The organism is Piscinibacter defluvii, from assembly GCF_004011805.1.
Lineage (GTDB): Bacteria > Pseudomonadota > Gammaproteobacteria > Burkholderiales > Burkholderiaceae_C > Piscinibacter > Piscinibacter defluvii.
The window spans coordinates 61,442-82,579 of sequence record NZ_ML137198.1; the positions used below are offsets into that span (position 1 = coordinate 61,442).

The 21,138-nt window shown below is 71.3% G+C and carries 14 protein-coding genes and 1 tRNA gene; 5 read left to right on the forward strand and 10 right to left on the reverse strand.

Annotated elements, in window-relative coordinates; translation table 11 throughout:
• Positions 1-15 precede the first annotated feature (15 nt).
• The 3 genes from lpdA to D9C15_RS05765 form a co-directional block, all read right to left on the reverse strand.
• A complete protein-coding gene (lpdA, locus tag D9C15_RS05755) occupies positions 16-1,446 on the reverse strand; it encodes a dihydrolipoyl dehydrogenase (RefSeq protein ID WP_127996489.1) in 1,431 nt (476 codons plus the stop codon).
• A 10-nt stretch (positions 1,447-1,456) separates the two neighbouring features.
• Complete coding sequence (gene odhB / locus D9C15_RS05760) at positions 1,457-2,716, reverse strand: 2-oxoglutarate dehydrogenase complex dihydrolipoyllysine-residue succinyltransferase (protein ID WP_127996490.1); 1,260 nt, start codon at positions 2,714-2,716, stop codon at positions 1,457-1,459.
• A 90-nt stretch (positions 2,717-2,806) separates the two neighbouring features.
• The gene (locus tag D9C15_RS05765; protein ID WP_127996491.1) at positions 2,807-5,665 is read right to left on the reverse strand and encodes a 2-oxoglutarate dehydrogenase E1 component; all 2,859 of its coding nucleotides are present in this window, start codon (positions 5,663-5,665) and stop codon (positions 2,807-2,809) included.
• 236 nt (positions 5,666-5,901) lie between these two features.
• Here D9C15_RS05765 and D9C15_RS05770 point away from each other — a divergent pair, with 236 nt between their 5' ends.
• Complete coding sequence (locus tag D9C15_RS05770; RefSeq protein WP_127996492.1) at positions 5,902-6,177, forward strand: hypothetical protein; 276 nt, start codon at positions 5,902-5,904, stop codon at positions 6,175-6,177.
• On the opposite strand, the gene D9C15_RS05775 is transcribed toward D9C15_RS05770, so the two are convergent.
• The 4 genes from D9C15_RS05775 to D9C15_RS05790 form a co-directional block, all read right to left on the reverse strand.
• Positions 6,167-7,126, reverse strand: a complete 960-nt coding sequence (locus tag D9C15_RS05775; RefSeq protein WP_127996493.1) for an NAD(P)H-dependent flavin oxidoreductase — start codon at positions 7,124-7,126, stop codon at positions 6,167-6,169. The genes D9C15_RS05770 and D9C15_RS05775 overlap by 11 nt on opposite strands.
• A gap of 14 nt (positions 7,127-7,140) precedes the next feature.
• Positions 7,141-8,934, reverse strand: a complete 1,794-nt coding sequence (locus tag D9C15_RS05780; protein WP_127996494.1) for an acyl-CoA dehydrogenase — start codon at positions 8,932-8,934, stop codon at positions 7,141-7,143.
• A gap of 85 nt (positions 8,935-9,019) precedes the next feature.
• Positions 9,020-9,949, reverse strand: a complete 930-nt coding sequence (locus tag D9C15_RS05785; RefSeq protein ID WP_127996495.1) for an electron transfer flavoprotein subunit alpha/FixB family protein — start codon at positions 9,947-9,949, stop codon at positions 9,020-9,022.
• Entirely contained in the window at positions 9,950-10,699 is a 750-nt protein-coding gene (locus tag D9C15_RS05790) for an electron transfer flavoprotein subunit beta/FixA family protein (protein WP_127996496.1), read from the reverse strand.
• A gap of 130 nt (positions 10,700-10,829) precedes the next feature.
• Here D9C15_RS05790 and murI point away from each other — a divergent pair, with 130 nt between their 5' ends.
• Complete coding sequence (gene murI / locus D9C15_RS05795) at positions 10,830-11,621, forward strand: glutamate racemase (RefSeq protein ID WP_164886657.1); 792 nt, start codon at positions 10,830-10,832, stop codon at positions 11,619-11,621.
• Between the two features lie 2 nt (positions 11,622-11,623).
• Here murI and D9C15_RS05800 read toward each other — a convergent pair whose 3' ends face one another.
• Positions 11,624-12,874 carry a glycosyltransferase gene (locus D9C15_RS05800; protein WP_127996498.1) on the reverse strand — a complete coding sequence of 417 codons (1,251 nt, stop codon included), beginning with the start codon at positions 12,872-12,874 and terminating at the stop codon, positions 11,624-11,626.
• A 77-nt stretch (positions 12,875-12,951) separates the two neighbouring features.
• On the opposite strand from D9C15_RS05800, the gene D9C15_RS05805 reads away from it, so the two are divergent.
• Positions 12,952-16,680, forward strand: coding sequence for a beta strand repeat-containing protein (locus D9C15_RS05805; protein ID WP_164886658.1), 3,729 nt, complete (start codon positions 12,952-12,954; stop codon positions 16,678-16,680).
• A gap of 3 nt (positions 16,681-16,683) precedes the next feature.
• On the opposite strand, the gene D9C15_RS05810 is transcribed toward D9C15_RS05805, so the two are convergent.
• Positions 16,684-17,994, reverse strand: a complete 1,311-nt coding sequence (locus tag D9C15_RS05810; protein ID WP_127996500.1) for an MFS transporter — start codon at positions 17,992-17,994, stop codon at positions 16,684-16,686.
• A gap of 55 nt (positions 17,995-18,049) precedes the next feature.
• On the opposite strand from D9C15_RS05810, the gene D9C15_RS05815 reads away from it, so the two are divergent.
• Positions 18,050-18,141: transfer RNA gene (locus D9C15_RS05815), tRNA-Leu, on the forward strand.
• 16 nt (positions 18,142-18,157) lie between these two features.
• Positions 18,158-20,812 (forward strand): CHAT domain-containing tetratricopeptide repeat protein, encoded by a 2,655-nt coding sequence (locus tag D9C15_RS05820; protein ID WP_127996501.1) that lies wholly within the window; start codon positions 18,158-18,160, stop codon positions 20,810-20,812.
• On the opposite strand, the gene D9C15_RS05825 is transcribed toward D9C15_RS05820, so the two are convergent.
• Positions 20,809-21,102 (reverse strand): acylphosphatase, encoded by a 294-nt coding sequence (locus D9C15_RS05825; RefSeq protein WP_127996502.1) that lies wholly within the window; start codon positions 21,100-21,102, stop codon positions 20,809-20,811. The two genes, D9C15_RS05820 and D9C15_RS05825, sit on opposite strands and share 4 nt — an antisense overlap.
• Positions 21,103-21,138 lie beyond the last annotated feature (36 nt).

Here is a 21,138-nt window from a genome sequence, read left to right on the forward strand (position 1 = left end):
CGCGGTCGACGTCCGTCAGAAGTTCAGCGTGCGCTTGTCGACCGCGAGTGCGGCCTCCTTCGTCGCTTCCGACAGGCTCGGGTGGGCGTGGCAGATGCGCGCGATGTCCTCGGCGCTGGCCTTGAACTCCATCGCCACCACCGCCTCGGCGATCAGCTCCGACGCGAACGGCCCGACGATGTGCACGCCGAGGATCTCGTCGGTCTTCGCGTCGGCGAGGAACTTGACGAAGCCGGTCGTGTCGCCCAGCGCCCGTGCACGGCCGTTGGCCATGAACGGGAAGCTGCCGGCCTTGTAGGCGCGGCCGCTGGCCTTGAGCTGCTGCTCGGTCTGGCCGACCCAGGCGATCTCCGGGCTGGTGTAGATGACCCAGGGAATGGTGTCGAAGTTGACGTGCCCGTGCTGGCCGGCGATGCGCTCGGCCACCGCGACGCCCTCCTCCTCGGCCTTGTGCGCGAGCATCGGGCCGCGCACCACGTCGCCCACCGCCCAGACGCCGGGCAGGTTGGTCCGGCAGTCGCCGTCGACGACGATGGCGCCGCGCTCGTCGAGCTTCAGGCCGACGCCTTCCGGGTTCAGCCCCGTGGTGTTGGGCACGCGGCCGATCGAGACGATCAGCTTGTCCACGGCCAGCGAGGCCGCTTCGCCCTTGGCGTTGGTGTAGGCCACCGTGACGCCGGCCTTGTCGCTCTTCACCGCGGAGATGTTGACGCCGAACTCGAACTTCAGGCCCTGCTTGACGAAGGCCTTCTGCGCCTCCTTGGCCACCTGCTCGTCGGCCGCGCCGAGGAAGCCCGGCAGCGCCTCGAGGATGGTGACCTCGGCGCCGAGGCGGCGCCACACCGAACCCATCTCCAGGCCGATCACACCGGAGCCGACCACGCCGAGCTTCTTCGGCACCGCCGGGATGCGCAGCGCGCCGTCGTTCGACAGGATCTTCTCCTCGTCGAACGGCGCTCCCGGCAGCTGGCGCGGGTTCGAGCCGGTGGCCACGATCACGTGTTTCGCGACGAGCGTCTCGTTCGCAGCACCCGCGACCGCGATCTCGTAGCCGCCGTCCACCGCCTTCACGAACGAGCCGCGACCGTGGAAGAAGGTGACCTTGTTCTTCTTGAACAGGTACAGGATGCCGTCGTTGTTCTGCTTGACGACGGTGTCCTTGCGCTTGAGCATCTTCGCGACGTCGATGCTCAGGTCCTTCAGGCCGATGCCGTGGTCGGCGAAGTGTTGGCCGGCGTGCTCGTAGTGCTCGCTGGACTGCAGCAGCGCCTTGCTCGGGATGCAGCCGACGTTGGTGCAGGTGCCGCCCGGCGCCGGGCCGCCCTTGTCGTTCTTCCACTCGTCGATGCAGGCCGTGTTCAGGCCGAGCTGCGCGGCGCGGATCGCGCCGATGTAGCCGCCCGGGCCGCCGCCGATCACGACGACGTCGAATTGCTTCGTGCTCATCGTGGCGCCCTCAGATGTCGAAGAGGAGGCGCGCCGGGTCTTCCAGCGCTTCCTTCATCGCCACCAGGCCGAGCACCGCCTCGCGGCCGTCGATGATGCGGTGGTCGTAGCTCATCGCGAGGTAGTTGATCGGGCGCACCACGACCTGGCCGTTCTCGACCACGGCACGATCCTTCGTCGCGTGCACGCCGAGGATCGCGCTCTGCGGCGGGTTGATGATCGGCGTCGAGAGCATCGAGCCGAACACGCCGCCGTTGCTGATCGAGAAGGTGCCGCCGGAGAGGTCGTCGAGCGAGAGCTTGCCGTCCTTGGCCTTCTGGCCGAACTCGGCGATCTTCTTCTCGATGTCGGCGAAGCTCATCTGGTCGGCGTTGCGCAGGATCGGCACCACCAGGCCGCGCGGCGAGCCGACCGCGATGCCGATGTCGAAGTAGCCGTGGTAGACGATGTCGTTGCCGTCCACCGAGGCGTTGAGCACCGGGTACTTCTTCAGCGCGGCGACCGCGGCCTTCACGAAGAAGCTCATGAAGCCGATCTTGACGCCGTGCTCCTTCTCGAACTTGTCCTGGAAGCGCTTGCGCATCTCCATCACCGGGGCCATGTTGACCTCGTTGAAGGTGGTCAGGATGGCGTTGGTGGCCTGCGACTGCAGCAGCCGCTCGGCGACGCGTGCCCGCAGGCGCGACATCGGCACGCGCTGCTCGGGGCGCTCGCCCAGATTCATCGCCACCGGCGCGGCAACGCTCGGCAGCGGCTTGGCGACGGCAGGTGTCGCGGGCACGGCCACCGGTGCAGGGACCGCCGCGGCCTTGGCGCCGCCTTCGAGCGCACCCAGCACGTCGCCCTTGGTCACGCGGCCGTCCTTGCCGGTGCCCGGCACCGAGCCGGCAGCGAGGTTGTTGTCGGCCATCAGCTTGGCGGCGGCCGGCATCGCCACGCCGGCCTTGCCGGCAGCGGCCGGGGCCGCGGCGGGAGCGGCCGCCGGCGCGGCCACCGGCTTGACCTCGAGCGGGCTGACCGCGGCCTTGCCTTCGGTGTCGATCCGGGCGATCACCTCGTCGCTGACGCAGCTCTCGCCGTCGTTCTTGACGATCTGCGCCATCACGCCGGAGGTCGGCGCCGGCACCTCGAGAACGACCTTGTCGGTCTCGATCTCGATCAGGATCTCGTCCATCGCCACGGCTTCGCCGGGCTTCTTCTTCCACTGCAGCAGGGTCGCTTCCGCCACCGATTCGGACAGTTGCGGGACCTTCACTTCAACGATAGCCATGTTCTTTCTCTCGGAGATTCATGCCGCGCGGGGGCGTGCGTGCGCACGCCGAGGCAGCGCCGCGCAGCGCGCGCCGCCCCGGTCGCGGGGTCACTTGGTCAGGACGAAGCCCTTGAGCTTGCCGAAGGCCTGGTCGAGCAGCGCCTTCTGCTGCTCCTGGTGCAGGTGGGCGTAACCCACCGCCGGCGAGGCCGAGGCCGGACGGCCGGCGTAGCCGAGCTTCTGCCCTTCGAGCATGTTCTCGTGGATGTAGTGCTGCACGAAGAACCAGGCGCCCTGGTTCTGCGGCTCGTCCTGGCACCACACGACGTCGGTCGCGTTCGGGTACTTCTTCATCTCCGCCGCGAAGGCCTTGTGCGGGAACGGGTAGAGCTGCTCGACGCGGATGATGGCCACGTCCGGCTGCTTCTTCTCGACACGCGCCTTGACGAGGTCGTAGTAGACCTTGCCCGAGCAGGCGATGACGCGCTTGACCTTGTCGGCGTTGATGTCCGGATTGACCTCCGGGATCACCGTCTTGAACTCGCCGCGCGTGAACTCGGACAGCGGCGAGGTCGCGTCCTTGTTGCGCAGCAGGCTCTTGGGCGTCATCAGCACCAGCGGCTTGCGGAACATGCGCACCATCTGGCGGCGCAGCACGTGGAAGATCTGGCTCGCGCTGGTGGGCTGCACCACCTGCATGTTGTTGTCGGCGGCGAGCTGCATGAAGCGCTCCAGGCGCGCCGAGCTGTGCTCCGGGCCCTGGCCCTCGTAGCCGTGCGGCAGCATCAGCGTGATGCCGTTGGCGCGGCCCCACTTCACCTCGCCGGCGGCGATGAACTGGTCGATCACCACCTGCGCGCCGTTGGCGAAGTCGCCGAACTGCGCCTCCCAGATCACCAGCGTGTTCGGCTCGGCCGAGGCGTAGCCGTACTCGAAGCCGAGCACCGCCTCCTCCGACAGCAGCGAGTCGATCACGACGAACGGCGCCTGGTTCTCCGCCACGTTGCACAGCGGCGTGTAGGTGCCCTCGTCCCACTTCTCGCGGTTCTGGTCGTGCAGCACCGCGTGGCGGTGCGTGAAGGTGCCGCGGCCGCAGTCCTCGCCCGACAGGCGCACCGCATAGCCGCTGGCCACCAGCGAGGCAAAGGCGAGGTGCTCGCCCATGCCCCAGTCGACGTTGATCTCGCCGCGGCCCATCGCCGCGCGGTCGGCCAGCACCTTCTCGACCAGCGGGTGCGCCTTGAACTTCTCCGGCAGCGTGGTGATGCGCTCGGCCAGGCGCTTGATCTCGGTGAGCGGCAGCGCGGTGTCGGCCGCGTCGGTCCACTTGCGGCCCAGGAAGGGCGCCCAGTCGACGGCGTACTTGCTCTTGTAGTTGGTCAGCACGGGGTCGACGGTGTGCTTGCCCGCATCCATCGCGGCGCGGAAGCTCTTGACCATCTCGTCCGGGCCTTCCGGCGCCAGGATGCCCTGCGTCACCAGCTTCTCGCCGTACAGCTTGCGGGTGCCCGGGTGCACGCCGATCTTCTTGTACATCAGCGGCTGGGTCAGCGCCGGCGTGTCCTGCTCGTTGTGGCCGAGCTTGCGGAAGCAGATGATGTCGACGACGACATCCTTGTTGAACTCCTGGCGGTAGTCGAGCGCGAGCTGCGTGCACAGCACGACCGCCTCGGGGTCGTCGCCGTTCACGTGCAGCACCGGCGCCTCGATCATCTTGACCACGTCGGTGCAGTACAGCGTCGAGCGCGTGTCGCGCGGGTCGCTGGTGGTGAAGCCGATCTGGTTGTTGATCACCAGGTGCACCGTGCCGCCGGTGTAGTAGCCGCGCGTCTGGGCCAGCGCGAGCGTCTCCATCACCACGCCCTGGCCGGCGAAGGCCGCGTCGCCGTGCACCAGCACGGGCAGCACGGTGTCGCCTTCCTTGTCGCCGCGGCGGTCGAGGCGTGCCTTGACCGAGCCTTCGACGACCGGGTTGACGATCTCCAGGTGCGAGGGGTTGAACGCCAGGCTCAGGTGCACCGGGCCGCCGGGCGTCGTCACGTCCGACGAGAAGCCCTGGTGGTACTTGACGTCACCGGCCGGCAGGTCTTCCTTGGCGGTGTGGTCGAACTCGGCGAACAGGTCCTTGGGCATCTTGCCCAGGGTGTTAACCAGCACGTTCAGGCGGCCGCGGTGGGCCATGCCGATCACGATCTCCTGCACGCCGCGCTCGCCGGCGCGCTGGACCACCTCGTCCATCGCCGCGATGAAGCTCTCGCCGCCTTCGAGCGAGAAGCGCTTCTGGCCGACGTACTTGGTGTGCAGGTAACGCTCCAGGCCTTCGGCGGCCGTGAGCCGGTCGAGGATGTGCTTCTTCTCCTCGGCCGTGAAGTTGGGCTTGCTGCGGATCGACTCGAGCTTCTGCTGCCACCAGCGCTTCTCGGTCGGCTCGGTGATGTGCATGAACTCGGCACCGATGGTGCCGCAGTAGGTCTCGCGCAGCGCCTGCAGGATCTCGCGCAGGGTCTGCTGCTCGGCGGTGGTGAAGTAGGTGTTCGTCGCGCTGAACGTGATGTCCATGTCGGACTCGCTCAGGTCGTAGAACGCCGGCTCCAGCTCGGGGATCTTGGGACGCTCCTGGCGCTTGAGCGGATCGAGGTCGGCCCAGCGGGCACCGAGCGAGCGGTAGGCCGCGATCAGCGACTGGACGTGGACCTGCTTGCGCGCGACGGCCAGCTCGGCCGAACTGGCCTTGAGGGCGAAGGCGTTGGCCTTGGCACGCTGGGCGAAGGATTCGACCACCGGGGCGTGGGCCACGTCGCGGGCATTGCTGCCGTCGACCGCAGGCACATGCTGCAGGGCGTCGAAATAAGCTCGCCAGTTCTCGGGCACCGACCCGGGGTTGTCGAGGTAGGCCTCGTACATCTCCTCGACGTACGGCGCATTGCCTCCGAACAGGTACGAGTTCGACCTGTATTGCTGCATCATCTTCGCTCACCTCTCGCGCCGGTTTCCAGCGCTGTAGTGGGTTGAAAAACCTTCCGCGACACGGCTTCACCGGCTGGCGGACTAGCGACCCGCCTTGACTGTTACCAGCACAAGGGGACGGGAAGGACCCTGAGTCACGGGCGCGACTCTAACACCGCGCCGACAGCCCTTCAATTCGGTGCATGGTCCGCACCGGCCGCGCCGCAGAATGTTCCTGTCTCCTCTCAGGGACCTCGATGCGCATCATTCACGTCCATCCTGACGCGCCGCTGAAACCGGCGCCGGGCGCGGCCTGCAACGGCTGCGGCGTGTGCTGCCTGGCCGAGCCCTGCCCGCTGGGCATGGTGCTCAGCCTGAAGCGGCGCGGCGCCTACCGCCTGTTGCGCTGGGACGACGCGGCGCAGCGCTACGTCTGCGGCGTGCTGGCGCGCGCCGGCTGGTGGCGCGGCCTGGTGAAGCGCTGGATCGCCTCGGGCAGCGGCTGCGACTGCAGCCTGGAGATCAGCGGCTGAGCAGCCGCTGGCGCGCCGCCTCGTACTCGGCCGCCAGCCGCGCGACGAGTTCGCGCGCCGGCACCACCTTGTCGATGGCGCCGATGCCCTGCCCGCTGCCCCAGATGTCCTTCCAGGCCTTCTTGGCGCTCTCGCCACCGCCGAAGTTCATCTTGCTCGGGTCGCTCTCGGGCAGCTTGTCGGGGTCGAGCCCCGCGGCGCGGATCGAGCGCTTCAGGTAGTTGCCGTGCACGCCGGTGAACAGGTTCGAGTAGACGATGTCGTCGGACGTGCCCTCGACGATCGCCTGCTTGTACTCGTCGCTCGCCCGTGCCTCGTCGGTCGCGATGAAGGCCGAGCCGATGTAGGCCAGGTCCGCGCCCATCGCCTGCGCGGCGAGGATCGCGCCGCCGTTGGCGATGGCGCCCGAGAGCGCGATCGGCCCGTCGAACCAGCGCCGGATCTCCTGCACCAGCGCAAACGGGCTCTTGACCCCGGCATGGCCGCCGGCACCGGCCGCCACGGCGATCAGCCCGTCGGCGCCCTTCTCGACCGCCTTGCGCGCGAAGGTGTCGTTGATGATGTCGTGCAGCACGATGCCGCCCCAGCCGTGCACCGCGTCGTTGACGTCGGTGCGTGCGCCCAGCGAGGTGATCACCACCGGCACCTTGTACTTGGCGCAGACCTGCATGTCGTGCTCGAGCCGGTCGTTGCTCCTGTGCACGATCTGGTTGATCGCGAACGGCGCCGCCGGCCGGTCCGGGTGGGCGCGGTCGTGCGCGGCCAGGGCCTCGGTGATCTCGGCCAGCCACTCGTCGAGCTGCGACGCGGGCCGCGCGTTCAGCGCCGGCATCGCGCCGACGATGCCGGCGGTGCACTGCGCGATCACGAGCTTCGGGTTGCTGATGATGAACAGCGGCGAGCCGATCACCGGCAGCGCCAGGCGGGAAAGCACCGGGGGCAGGGACAAGGCGGGCTCCCGGCTCAGAACGCGTCGACCGGCAGCGCCGTGACGCTCTCGCCGCCCTCGAGCACGGCGTCGCGCAGGGCGGGCACGCGCGTCAGGATGTGCTCGGCGTAGAAACGCGCCGTGGCGATCTTGGCGCTCAGGAACGCCGTGTCGCCTGTGCCGCTGGCGAGCTGGTCCTGCGCGACGAGCAGCGCGCGCCCCATCTGCCAGCCGGCCACCAGGTTGCCGGCCAGCATCAGGTAGGGCACCGAGCCGGCGAACACCGCGTTCGGGCTGGCCTTGGTCTGGCCGGCGACGAAGTCGACCACCTGCACGAAGGCCTCGCGTGCGGCGCGCAGGCGCTTCGCCATCACCGCCGCGGCCGGGTCCTTGCGCGCGACCAGCGCCTCTTCGGTCTGCGCGATGCGCCCGGCGATGCCCTTGGCCACCTGGCCGCCGTCGCGCGCGGTCTTGCGGCCGACCAGGTCGTTGGCCTGGATCGCGGTGGTGCCCTCGTAGATCGTCAGGATGCGCGCGTCGCGGTAGTACTGCGCCGCGCCGGTCTCCTCGATGAAGCCCATGCCGCCGTGCACCTGCACGCCCAGGCTCGCGACCTCCAGGCTCATCTCGGTCGAGTAGCCCTTCACCAGCGGCACGAGGAACTCGTAGAAGGCGTGGTTCTGCGCGCGCGTGTCCTTGTCCGGGTGGTGGTGCGCGGCGTCGTACGCGGCCGCGGCCACCAGCGCCATCGCGCGGCAGGCCTCGGTCTGCGCACGCATGGTCATCAGCATGCGCCGCACGTCCGGGTGGTGCACGATGGGCGCGCTGCCCGGCATCGAACCGTCGACCGGACGCGACTGCACCCGGTCCTTCGCGTAGGCCACCGCCTTCTGGTAGGCCCGCTCGGCGATCGCGATGCCCTGCACGCCCACCGCATAGCGCGCCGCGTTCATCATGATGAACATGTACTCGAGGCCGCGGTTCTCCTGGCCGATCAGCCAGCCAGTGGCTCCGCCCCGGTCGCCGAACTGCAGCACGGCCGTCGGGCTCGCCTTGATGCCGAGCTTGTGCTCGATGCTGACGCAGTGCACGTCGTTGCGCGCGCCGAGCGAGCCGTCCGCGTTGAACAGGAACTTCGGCACGATGAACAGGCTGATGCCCTTCACGCCCTCGGGCGCGCCGGTCACGCGCGCGAGCACCAGGTGGACGATGTTGCCCGCCATGTCGTGCTCGCCGTAGGTGATGAAGATCTTGGTGCCGAAGAGCTTGAAGCTGCCGTCAGGCTGCGGCTCGGCACGGGTGCGCACCAGCGCGAGGTCGCTGCCGGCCTGCGGCTCGGTCAGGTTCATCGTGCCGGTCCACTCGCCGGAGATCATCTTCGGGATGTAGGTCTGCTGCTGCTCGGGCGTGCCGGCGGTCAGCAGCGCCTCGATCGCGCCGTCGGTCAGCAGCGGGCACAGCGCGAAGCTGAGGTTGGCGCTGTTGAGCATCTCGCCGCAGGCCGCGCCGATGGTCTTGGGCAGGCCCTGGCCGCCGAAATCCACCGGGTGCTGCAGCCCCTGCCAGCCCCCCTCGACGAACTGGCGGAAGGCGTCCTTGAAGCCCGGCGTCGTGGTCACCTTGCCGTCGTGCCAGCTCGAGGGGTACTTGTCGCCCTCCCAGTTCAGCGGCGCGATCACGCCTTCGTTGAGCTTGGCGCATTCCTCGAGCACGGCCTGCGCCGTGTCGAGCCCGGCGTCCTCGAAGCCGGGCATCTGCGCGACCTGCTCCAGGCCGGCCAGATGCTGCATGCCGAACAGCATGTCCTTCACGGGGGCGACGTAGCTCACGATGGTGTCCTCGATGTTTGCAGGCAAGAAAAAGCCCGTCGGCCCACGACTGCGGCGAACGGGCTGGGTCGTCGGTGCGCCGCGCTCAGAGCTTGGCGACCAGCTCGGGCACCGCCTCGAACAGATCGGCCTCCAGGCCGTAGTCCGCGACGCTGAAGATCGGGGCCTCCGGGTCCTTGTTGATCGCCACGATCACCTTGGAGTCCTTCATGCCCGCCAGGTGCTGGATCGCCCCTCTGATGCCGCAGGCCACGTACAGCTGCGGCGCGACGATCTTGCCGGTCTGGCCGACCTGCCAGTCGTTCGGGGCATAACCCGCGTCCACCGCAGCGCGGCTGGCGCCCAGCGCCGCACCGAGCTTGTCGGCCAGCGGCGTGAGCACCTCGTTGAACTTCTCGCTGCTGCCCATGGCACGGCCGCCCGAAACGATGATCTTGGCCGCGGTCAGCTCAGGCCGGTCGCTCTTGGCGATCTCGCTGCCGAGGTACTTGCTCTTGCCACTGTCAGCCACCGCGGCGATCGTCTCGATGGTGGCGCTGCCGCCCGGGGCCGCAGGGTCGAAGCCGGTGGCCCGCACGGTGATCACCTTGACGGCGTCCTGGCTCTGCACGGTGGCGATGGCGTTGCCGGCGTAGATCGGGCGCTCGAAGGTGTCGGGCGAGATCACCTTGGAGATCTCGCTGACCTGCGCGACGTCCAGCTTCGCGGCCACGCGCGGCGCGACGTTCTTGCCGTGCGCGGTGGCGGGGAAGAGGATATGGCCGTAGTGCTTCGCGATCTGCAGCACCTGCGCGGCGACGTTCTCGGCAAGCTGCTCCGCGAGGCTCGCGCCGTCGGCATGCAGCACCTTGGCCACGCCGGCGATCTGGCTCGCGGCCTGCGCGGCGCCGGCGGCGTTCTGGCCGGCCACCAGCACGTGGATGTCGCCGCCGATCGCCGCCGCGGCGGTGACGGTGTTCAGCGTGGCGCCCTTGAGGGTGCCGTGGTCGTGTTCGGCAATGACGAGGACGCTCATTCAGATCACCTTGGCTTCGTTCTTCAGCTTCGCCACGAGGGTGGCGACGTCCGGCACCTTGACGCCCGCGCCGCGCTTGCGCGCCTCGCTCCCCTTCCGCCCCTTCACGCGGGGAGCGACGTCCACACCCAGGTCGACCGGCTTGAGCGTCTCCAGCGGCTTCTTCTTGGCCTTCATGATGTTGGGCAGGGTCACGTAGCGCGGCTCGTTCAGGCGCAGGTCGGTGGTGATCACCGCCGGCAGGGTGATCGAGAGGGTCTCGAGGCCGCCGTCGACCTCGCGGGTGACCTGGGCCTGGCCGTCGGCCACCTCGACCTTGCTGGCGAAGGTGGCCTGCGGCAGCTCGGCGAGTGCGGCCAGCATCTGGCCGGTCTGGTTGCAGTCGTCGTCGATGGCCTGCTTGCCCAGGATCACGAGGCCGGGCTGTTCCTTCTTCACCAGCGCGTGCAGCAGCTTGGCCACGGCCAGGGGCTGCAGTTCCTCGCTGGTCTCGACCAGGATGGCGCGGTCGGCGCCGATGGCCATCGCGGTGCGCAGGGTCTCCTGGCACTGGGTGACGCCGCAGGAGACCGCGATGATCTCCGTGGCCACGCCCTTCTCCTTCAGCCGCACCGCCTCTTCCACGGCGATCTCGTCGAAGGGGTTCATCGACATCTTGACGTTGGCGATATCGACGCCGGTGCCGTCGGACTTCACACGTACCTTGACGTTGTAGTCGACGACGCGCTTGACCGGGACCAGGATCTTCATGCGCGCTCCTCTGGATTGACGTTTACGTTAACTCGGAGATTCTAGGCGGACAAAATAGCACGATCGTTCTATTTTAGACATGACCGGCGCCGCCCTGGCCGCAATACCCCTCGCTTTAGACTGCCGCCCCGTGAAGCGCATCGGTCTGTTCGATTCCGGCGTCGGCGGACTGTCCATCCTCGCGGCGGTGCGCCACGCCCTGCCCGGGGCCAGCCTGCACTACGTGGCCGATTCGGCCTGGGCCCCCTACGGCGAACTGGACACGCCGACGATCCGCGGGCGCGCCCTGCGCATCGCGCGGCACCTGTCGGACGCGGGAGCGCAGCTGATCGTCGTGGCCTGCAACACCGCCACCGCCGCGGCCGTGGCCGAGCTGCGCGAGCAGCTCGCGCCGCGCCCGGTGGTGGGGGTCGAGCCGGGCCTGCGGCCGGCGCTGGCGCTCAGCCGCAACGGCCGGGTCGGCGTGATGGCCACGCGCTCGACGCTGGCCAGCGAGCGTTTCCGCGCGCTGCTCGAACGCGAGGCGCCCGGCCGGGCGGTCCAGTTGCGGGCCTGCATCGGCCTGGCCGATGCGATCGAGGCCGGCGAGCTCGACGATCCGGCACTGCTGGCGCTGATCGAATCCCATGTGCGACCCCTGAGCGCGGCCGGGGTCGAGGCCGTGGCGCTCGGCTGCACGCACTACCCGTTCGTGCGCACCGCCATCGAACGCGCCTTCGGCCCCGGCGTGGCCGTGGTCGACACCTCGGCGGCGGTGGCCGCGCAGGTCGTGCGTGTCGCCGCGGCGCTGCCCGAGAGCGATGTCGCCGGGGCCGCCGACGTGCTGCTGCAGACCACCGGCAACCCGCAGCACCTGGCCACCTTCGCGGCACGCTGGCTGCCGTTTCGGGTGCGCGTCGAGGCAGCGCCGGCCGGTCTCTGAGGCTATCGCGGCACCGGCGTGAGACCCGCGGCGCGATCCAGCAGCGCCAGACCGGCAGGCAGGCAGACACGCTTCAGGTCGTAGCGCTGCACTACCGTCTCGCGCGCCGCCGCGCGCACCGCGCCGACCTCGCCGCGCCGCGCCAGCACCTCGGCCAGCTTCGCGGCCAGTGCCGGCGCATCGAAGAAATCGGTCAGCCAGCCGTTCTCGCCGTCGACGATCACCTCTTCCACCGGGGCGGTGCGCGAGGCCACCACCGCGCAGCCGCTGGACATCGCCTCCAGCAGCGACCAGGAGAGCACGAACGGGTAGGTCAGGTAGGCGTGCACCGCCGAGACCTGCAGCACGCGGGCGTACTGGTCGTAGGGCAGCTTGCCGGTGAAGCGCACGCGCGTGGTGTCGAGCCGGTCGCCGAGTTCCTTCAGGAGGCGCGCGCGGTAGCTGTCGCCCGGCGGCAGGCGCACGCCGTAGCTGACCTCGTCGCCGCCGACGATCACCACGCGCGCTTCCGGCACCTTGGCCAGCAGTTCCGGCAGGCAGCGCATGAAGATGTGGAAGCCGCGGTAGGGCTCGAGGTTGCGCGCCACGTAGGTCACGATCGGGTCGCCGGCGCGCAGCGTCCAGTCGCCCAGCACCAGCTCGGCCGATGCATCGGGCACCAGCGCGTCGGTGTCCACGCCCTCGTGCACCACCGAGAGCTTGGGCTGGAACTCGGCCGGGAACTGCGCGCGCTGCCACTGCGTCGGGCAGACGCCGGCGTCCATGTCGTACAGCGCCTGCAGGTGCGGCATGCGGCGCAGCTGCAGCCGGTGCAGCGCGGCCGCCGCGCTCGGGAATTCGGGATCGAAGCCGAAGTCGGAGCCGCTGGCCTTGTAGAAGAACTCGCAGTAGCCGAGCATGGGCACGGCCGGCAGCTCGGCGCGCACGAACATCGCCTCGCCCCAGCCTGGGTGCACCACGACCAGGTCCGGCACCAGGTTCTTCTGCTTCAGCAGGTGCAGCGCGCGCACCACCATCTGGCCGCGGTGCACCTGGCGGTCGAGCTCGCGCAGGTGGGCCGGCACCGGGTTGTCGGCCGCCGGCTCCTCGGGCATGCGGTAGCTCAGCAGGTGCAGCTTCGGGTGGCGGAAGGTCAGACGCGCCACGGCCGCCTGCTCGCCGATGCCCACCACCTCGTCGCCGCGCTTGAGCAGCGCGTCGATCAGGTGGCGGTACTGGCCCGGCAGGTTCTGGTGGATGAAGCAGATGCGCAAGACGGCCCCCCTGTGTCGGGCGCGACCATAGCACCACACGGAGCCCGTTAGCATCCGGGCACAACAGGGAGATGCACATGAGCCAGGTCACGGGAGACGATACCGACGAGCAGCTGTTCGGCTCGCCCTTCGCCGACACGCTCGCCGGAGCGGGCGGCGGCGACACGCTGATCGGCGGCGACGGCGACGACTGGCTGTTCGGCCACCTCACTAGCAGCGGCGAGGACCCGTCGGGCCTCGACGGCGCCGACAGCCTGCTCGGCGGCGCCGGCAACGACCTGATGCGCGGCAACGCCGGCAACGACACGCTGCTGGGCGGCATCGGCAACGACAACCTGCGCGGCGACGCCGGCGACGACCTGCTCGACGGTGGCGACGGCAGCGACCTCGTCTCCTACCGCTTCGACGAGCTGGCGCTCGCCGCCGGCGTGAGCTTCAGCCTGAGCGGCGCCGGCGGCCCCGGCACGACGACCGTCTCCGACGGGCGCGGCGGCACCGACACGCTGGTGGACGTGGAGCGCTTCCTGATCATCGGCTCGGCCTTCGGCGACACCCTGATCGGCAGCGCCGGCGACGACCAGATCCAGGACGGCATCGCCGGCGCGGGCAACGACGACGACTCGCTGGTCGGCGGCGCCGGCAACGACTGGTTCACGCCGCTGGGCGGCGACGACACCATCGTCGGCGGCAGCGGCACCGACACGCTCGGGCTCGACTACGGCTTCGAGCAGTTTCCCGGGCCCGTCACGCTCTCGCTGGCCGGGCTCGACCTGCAGGGGCCCGGCACGGTGATCGCGATCGGCGGGCCGTTCGGAACCCTGACGGTCGGCGGCATCGAGCGCCTGGACGTCGGCCTGACGGCGGCGGGCGACGCGTTCACCGGCGCGAACAGTCACGACTGGCTGCGCGGCGGCGCCGGGAACGACACCCTCGGCGGCGTCGTCGGCGACGACACGCTGGACGGCGGCACAGGCAATGACAGCCTCGCCGGCGGCGCCGGCAACGACCGGTTCATTGCCTCCGACGGCAGCGACAGCGTGAACGGTGGCGTCGGCACCGACACGCTGGCCTGCGACTTCGGCGCGCAGAACACGACCCCGGTGGAACTGGCACTGGCCACCCTGGACATCCGGATCGCGGGCACCACGCTCGAGCTCGGCGCACCGTTCGGCAGCGTCACGCTGACGGCCATGGAGCGGCTCGAGCTGGCCCTGACGGCCGGCGGGGACCTTGTCTTCGGGTCGCTGGCCGCCGACCTGATCGACGGCCGCGACGGCTGGGACGACCTGCGCGGCGGCGGCGGCGCCGACACCCTGCTGGGCGGCGCCGGCAACGACCGCCTGTACGGTGGCCTGTTCGCCCAGAGCGTCTCCGACGGCACCGGCGACGGCGCCGACAGCCTGGACGGCGGCAGCGGCAACGACACGCTGAGCGGCCACCTGGGCGACGACACGCTGCTGGGTGGCGAGGGCGACGACCTGCTCGGTGGCGAGACCGGCAACGACCGGATCGACGGCGGCGCCGGCAGCGACCGCGTGCGCTACTTCTTCGACGACCCCGAGCTGAGCGCGGGTGTGCTGTTCGACGCGTCGGCCGCCGGCGGCCCCGGCACCACGACCGTGGCCGACGGCCTGGGGGGCATCGACACGCTGATCGACGTCGAGGGTTTCCAGCTGACGGGTTCGCGGTTCGGCGACACGCTGATCGGCGGTTCGGGCGACGACAGGTTCTTCGGGAACCTCACCTCCGGCCTGGACGACAACGACTCGATCGTGGGCGGCGCCGGGAACGACTGGTTCGTGGCCAGCGCCGGCAACGACACGCTGCGCGGCGGCATCGGCATCGACACGCTGGAGGTGAACCACCGGGGCGTCAATGGGCTGCCGCTGGACCTCTCGTTCGCCGGCTTCGGCTCGGCCGCCCCGATCGTGCTCGGCGGCGGGCTGGGCAGCGTCGTGCTCAGCGGCGTCGAGCGCCTGGACATCACGCTGTCGGCCCGCGCCGACCGCTGCATCGGCAGCGCCGCCGACGACACGATCCGCGGCCACCGGGGCGCCGACACCTTGATCGGCGGTGCCGGCGACGACTCGCTGGCCGGCAGCCTCAGCAACACGTTCGAGATGGACCTCAACGAGCTCGACGGTGGCCTGGGCGACGACACGCTCGACGGCAACTGGGGGCGCAGCCTGGCGGTGTACGAAACGGCCCCCGACGCGGTGGAGGTGGACCTCGCCGCCGGCACGGCCAGCGACGGCCTGGGCGGCACGGACACGCTGATCCTGGTGTCCGGTGCCGTGGGCTCGGCCTTCGACGACACCCTCACCGGCAGCGAGCGGGCGGACCAGTTCAGTGGCGGGGGCGGCAACGACCGCATCGACGGCGGCGCGGGTGCGGACACGGTGCGCTACGACCGCGCCCCCGGCCCGGCGGCGGGCATCAGCGTCGACCTCGCGGCGCAGCGCGCCAGCGGCGCCGGCCACGGGATCGACACCTTGATCGGCATCGAACATGCCATCGGCTCGTCGCGCAACGACCGGCTGAGCGGCGACGCCCAGGCCAACCAGCTCGAGGGCCTGGACGGCGCCGACCGCCTGGCCGGCGCGTCCGGCGCGGACACGCTGATCGGCGGCGCCGGCGACGACACGCTCACCGGCGGCGCGGGCGACGACCAGCTGAGCGGCGACGACTCGCAAGGGCTCGCCCTGGGCTACGACCTTGTCTCCTATGCCAGCGCCACCCAGGCGGTGAACGTCGACCTGGCGACCGGAACGGCCGGCGGCGCGCACGGCAGCGACACCTTGACGAGCATCGAGGGGGTGATCGGCGGCAGCGGGAACGACAGCCTCGTCGGCAACGGCGTGGGCAACCGGCTGCAGGGGCAGGCCGGCGCCGACCTGCTCGACGGCCGGGCCGGCAACGACACGCTGGTCGGCGGCACCGGTAACGACACCTATGTCGTCGACACCGCGGGCGACGTGATCGAGGAGGCCGGCACGGACAGCGGCGAGATCGACACCGTGCGCAGCGCGGTCGACTGGACCCTCGGCGCCCATCTCGAGCGCCTGGTGCTCACCGGCAGCGCCCGCATCGACGGCAGCGGCAACGCGCTCGCCAACACCCTCACCGGCAACAACGTGAACAACGTGCTCGACGGCGGCGCGGGCAACGACACGCTGATCGGCGGCTTCGGCTTCGACACCTACGTCGTCGATTCCGCCGGCGACGTGATCGTCGAGATCGCCCCGTTCAGCGGCGACATCGACACCGTGCGCGCCGGCGTGAACTGGACGCTCGGCGCCGAGCTCGAGCGCCTGGTGCTCACCGGCACCGCGGCCAACGGCATCGGCAACACGCTGGCCAACACGCTGACCGGCAATGCCTCGGCCAACCGGCTGACCGGCCTGGCGGGCAACGACACGCTGCGTGGCGGCGCGGGCAACGACACGCTGAACGGCGGGCTCGGCGACGACTCGCTGCTGGGCGGCAGCGGCGCCGACACGTTCGTGTTCAACACCGCGCCCGACCCCAACACCAACATCGACCGCCTGGCCGACTTCGCCGCGGTGGACGACCGCCTGCAGCTCGACGACGCGGTGTTCGCCGGCATCGGCCCGGTCGGCCAGCTCGCCGCCGCCGACTTCCGCCTCGGCGCGGCGGCCGGCGACGCGAGCGACCGCGTGATCTACGACGCAGCCGCCGGTCAGCTGTTCTTCGACGCCGACGGCAGCGGCGCCGCGGCGCAGGTGCTGTTCGCCACCGTCGCAGCCGGCAGCACGCTGACCGCGGCGGACATCTTCATCGTCTGAGCCTCAGCGCAGCGCGGCCGCGGCGGCGCGGCCGCGCGCCATGTCCAGCGGCGCGAGCAGCACCAGGCCGAGCACGAAGAACAGCGCGGTCGAGAGGATCGCCAGGCGGTGGTCGCCGCCGGTGAGCCAGGTGACCAGGCCGTAGGTCAGCGGCCCGGCGATGGCGGCCAGCCGCGTCGCGAAGGTCCACAGGCCGTAGAACTCGGCACGTTGCGTCTCGGGCGCGAACACGCCGACCATCGCGCGCCCGGCCGACTGGCTCGAGCCCATGCACAGCCCGGCCACGACCGCCGCGACCCAGAACAGCCCCGGCCCGGTGGCGAGCCAGGCGAGCACGGTCATCAGCACCCAGCCGGCCAGCGTCACGGCGAGCGCCGGCTTGTGCCCGAGCCGGTCCTGCCCGTAGCCGAAGGCGAAGGCACCCAGCGCGGCGGCGATGTTGACCAGGAAGATCAGCATCATGGTCTGCGCCTGCCGGAACCCGAGCACCTGCTCGGCATAGACCGCGGCCAGCGCCACCACCACCGCGATGCCGGCCTGGTAGCACACGCCGCAGGCGAGCAGCCAGCTGAAGTCGCGCAGCTGGCGGGCGTGGCGCGCGGTGTCGGCGAGCTGGCCCAGCGCCGCGCGCAGGCCGCCGCCCGGCGCGCCGGCACGCGGCACGGCGCGCGGCGTGGCCCGTTCGCGCAGCAGCACGAAGGTGGCCAGCGAGGCGAGGCCGTAGACCGCCGCGGTGATGACCATCGTCACCGGCACGAACTGCGTCGCCGTCTGGCCCTGCCCCTGTGCCCACAGCACGTAGGCCAGGCTCAGGCCGAGCGACAGCATGCCGCCGCAGTAGCCGAAGCTCCAGCCCCAGCCCGAGACGCGCCCGAGCGCATCGGGCCGCGCCAGCTCGGGCAGGAAGGCCGCGCTCAGCGTCTCGCCGTACGAGTAGGCGACGTTGGAGACGATCATCGCCGCCGCGGCCAGCCACAGGTCGCCGCGGCCGACCCCCGCGAGCGCGAGCGTGGCCAGCACGCAGGCCGCGGTGGTCCAGGCCAGCAGGCGCTTCTTGCAGGCGTGCAGGTCGGCATGTGCGCCCAGGCCGGGCATCGTGACCATCACGATCAGGCTGGACGCGGCGATCACCAGCGTCCACGCGAAGGTGGCCCAGTCCGCCCCGCCCGCCGCGACGCCGACGAAGTAGGTGTTGAACACCGCCGTCAGCACCACCGTGGTGTAGCCCGAGTTGGCGAAGTCGTACATCGCCCAGCCGAACACCTCGCGCTTGCGCACGCCGTCGTTGAGCGCTTCCTGCGGGAACAGGGCCATGGTCGGGCTCGTTGGTCGAAGCCGCGCATGGTAGGCGACCTATGATCGCCCTCGCGCGCGGGTGGCGGAACTGGCAGACGCAGCGGGCTTAAAACCCGCCACTTCCCGGAAGGGGGTGTACGGGTTCGATCCCCGTCCCGCGCACCAGCCGAGAAGGGTCGCCATGCGCTTCGCCGTCCGTCTGCTCACGGGCCTGCTGGTCGTGCTGGCAGGTGCCGCGGGCGCCCAGCCGGTGTCCGTCGCAGACGCGGCGGCCGCCGCGGCGCACTGCGAGCAGCAGCATGCCGGCCAGGACCGGGCGCAGGCGAACTGCCTGGCGCGCGCCGGGGAGGCGCTGGCGCGCGCGGACCGGCAGGCGGAGGCGCTGGCCGTGCACCGGCGCGCGCTGGCGCTGCGCGAGGCGGCCCTCGGTGCCGAGCACCCCGACGTGGGCGCGAGCCTGACCGCGGTGGCCGGTGCGCTCGGTCGCCTGCGCCGGCATGGCGAGGCGCTCGCCGCGGCCGAGCGTGGCGTCGCGATCCTGCAGGCCGCGCCGGGCGCGAGCGCGGGCCGCCTGGTGAACGCGTTCACGATGCAGGCCGCGCTGCTGCGCCAGCTCGGCCGCTACCCCGAGGCGCTGGAGGCCTACGGCCGCGCCATCGGCACGGCCGAGACGCGCCTGGGCTCCGACAGCCCGCTGCTGGTCGGCCCGCTGCGGCTGCTGGCCTCGCTGCAGCGCGAGCTGGGCCGGCACGAGCAGGTGCTGCCGCTCTACGAACGGGCGCTGGCCATCCTCGAGAAGCAGCCCCGGCCGGACAGCGCCGATCTGGCCATCGTGCTGCGCCAGATCGGCAGCACGCACCGCCGTGCCGGCCGTGAGGGCCAGGCTCTGCCCTATCTGGAACGCGCGCTGGCGCTGCAGGAGCAGCGCCTCGCGCCACAGCACCCCTCGCTGCTCGACACCGTGGTCGACATCGGCTTCGTGCTGCAGCGCCTGGGCCGGCTCGAGGCGGCGCAGGCGCACAAGCAGCGCGCCGCGGCGGGCGTCGACACGCTGCTGGCAGCCGGCCGCACCGACATCGCCGACCTGCTGCACGACCTGGCGCTGCTGGCCGGCCGGCTCGGCGACGCACCGCTCGAGCTGCGCCTGCTGCAGCAGGGCCTGCTGCTGACCGAAGCCGACGATCCCGAGCTGCAGTGGCGCCTGCATGGCGGCCTGATGCGCGCCAGCCAGGCCGCCGGCCGCCCCGACGAGGCGATCGTCTGGGGCAAGCAGGCGCTCGTCGCGCTGCAGGGGTTGCGCGCGGCCGTGGTGCCGCTCGGGCGTGCGGCGCAGGCGCGGTTCGTCGACAGCCCCAAGCGGCAGGTCTACCAGCGCCTGGCCGATCTGCTGATCGGCGCCGGCCGCCTGCCCGAGGCGCAGCAGGCGCTGCAGCTGCTCAAGGAGGACGAGCTGGACGAGGGCGCGCTGCGCGGCGGGCCGGCGCCCGGCGCGGCGCTGCCGCTGACCGGGCTCGAGCAGGAGCGCTTCGGCAGCTTCTACACGCTGCGCGAGCAGCAGCTCGCGCTCTACCGCGAGCGCCGCACGCTCGAGCAGCAGCGCCGCGCCGGCGCCCTCACCGCCTCCGGGGCGGCGCGCCTGGCCGAGATCGAGCGGCAGGCGCTGCCGCAGATCGTCGCCGCGCTGCAGCGCTTCTTCGCCACGCTGCAGCCGCAGCTCGACCAGGCGCAGCGCCCCGGCGCCGAGCGGCGCGACGTGCGCCTCACCGAGACGCTGCTGCGCCGCGCCGTGATCGCCGCGGCACAGCGCCCGGGCGACGGCGCGGTCGCGCTGCAGTACCTGGTGGGCGAAGACCGGCTGTCGATCCTGCTGACCGTGCCGGACGGCCCGCCGCTGGCGCGCCAGATCGCCGTCGAGGCCGCGTCGCTGCGCCGCCAGGTGGCAGCCTTCACGCTGCTGCTGAAGAACCCGTCCAGCGACCCGGCGCGCGTGCGTGCCGCGGCGCAGGCGCTGCACGCGCTGCTGATCGCGCCGGTGCGGGCCGACCTGCAGGCCGCCGGTGCGCGCACGCTGATGCTCTCGTTGACCGACGTGCTGCGCTACCTGCCCTTCGCGGCGCTGCACGACGGCCAGCGCTGGCTGCTGCAGGACCATGCGCTGGCGCTGTTCAACGAGGCCGGCGGCCAGACCTTCGACAGCCGCGAGGCGCCGCGCTGGCGCGTGGCCGGCATGGGGCTCAGCCAGCCGGTGGAGAACCTGCGCGCGCTGCCCGCGGTGCCCGAGGAGCTGGACTCGGTGGTGGCGCTGCTCGGCGGCTCGTCCTGGCTCGATGCACGCTTCACGCGCCAGGCCCTGCTCGACGCGCTGGCGGCCGAATACAACGTGCTGCACCTGGCCAGCCACTTCGTGTTCCAGGCCGGCGACCCGGCCGCCTCGCGCCTGTACCTGGGCGACCGCAGCCGCCTGAGCCTGGCCGACATCACCGCGCTGGACCTGCGCTTCGACCGCTTCGAGCTGGTCACCCTGTCGGCCTGCGACACCGCCCAGGCCGACGGCCGCGACGCCTACGGCCAGGAGATCGAGAGCCTGGGCGCCAAGGCGCAGGCGCAGGGCGCGCGCGCGGTGCTGGCCACGCTGTGGAAGGTCTCCGACCGCAGCACCGGGGGCCTGATGCGCGAGTTCTACCGCCTGCGCACCGACACCTCGCAGAGCAAGGCCGAGGCGCTGCGCCAGGCGCAGCTGGCGCTGCTCGAGGGCAGGCTGCGGCCCGAGGCGGGCGGCGCCTGGAGCCACCCGTTCCACTGGGCGCCGTTCGTGCTGATGGGGGACTGGCGCTAGGCCGTCGGCCGCCGCTCGAAGCCGGTCTGGCGCGGTGCGTCGTCGCGTGCCGTGACCTCGACGCGGTCGACCCGCGCCGCCGCCACGCCGTGATGCAGCCAGTCGCGCAGCCGCGCGAGGGTGTCGGCGTCGCCCTGTGCGAGCAGTTCCACGCTGCCGTCGAGCCGGTTGCGCACCCAGCCGGTCAGGCCGAGCTGGCGCGCGTGGCGCTCGCAGCCGTCGCGGAAGCCCACGCCCTGCACACGCCCGTGCACGCGCATCTGCCAGGTCTGCTGCCGGTCCTCGTCCATGGCCGCGGAGCGTAGCGCAACCAAGGCGTGATCGAA

Excerpts from the sequence above, each read along its gene's own strand:
- D9C15_RS05770 (WP_127996492.1), top strand. The coding sequence starts at position 5,902 with ATGCGCATCATTCACGTCCATCCTGACGCGCCGCTGAAACCGGCGCCG.
- D9C15_RS05820 (WP_127996501.1), top strand. The coding sequence starts at position 18,158 with ATGCGCTTCGCCGTCCGTCTGCTCACGGGCCTGCTGGTCGTGCTGGCA.
- lpdA (WP_127996489.1), bottom strand. The coding sequence starts at position 1,446 with ATGAGCACGAAGCAATTCGACGTCGTCGTGATCGGCGGCGGCCCGGGC.
- D9C15_RS05805 (WP_164886658.1), top strand. The coding sequence starts at position 12,952 with ATGAGCCAGGTCACGGGAGACGATACCGACGAGCAGCTGTTCGGCTCG.
- D9C15_RS05765 (WP_127996491.1), bottom strand. The coding sequence starts at position 5,665 with ATGATGCAGCAATACAGGTCGAACTCGTACCTGTTCGGAGGCAATGCG.
- odhB (WP_127996490.1), bottom strand. The coding sequence starts at position 2,716 with ATGGCTATCGTTGAAGTGAAGGTCCCGCAACTGTCCGAATCGGTGGCG.
- D9C15_RS05810 (WP_127996500.1), bottom strand. The coding sequence starts at position 17,994 with ATGGCCCTGTTCCCGCAGGAAGCGCTCAACGACGGCGTGCGCAAGCGC.
- D9C15_RS05790 (WP_127996496.1), bottom strand. The coding sequence starts at position 10,699 with ATGAAGATCCTGGTCCCGGTCAAGCGCGTCGTCGACTACAACGTCAAG.
- D9C15_RS05825 (WP_127996502.1), bottom strand. The coding sequence starts at position 21,102 with ATGGACGAGGACCGGCAGCAGACCTGGCAGATGCGCGTGCACGGGCGT.
- D9C15_RS05785 (WP_127996495.1), bottom strand. The coding sequence starts at position 9,949 with ATGAGCGTCCTCGTCATTGCCGAACACGACCACGGCACCCTCAAGGGC.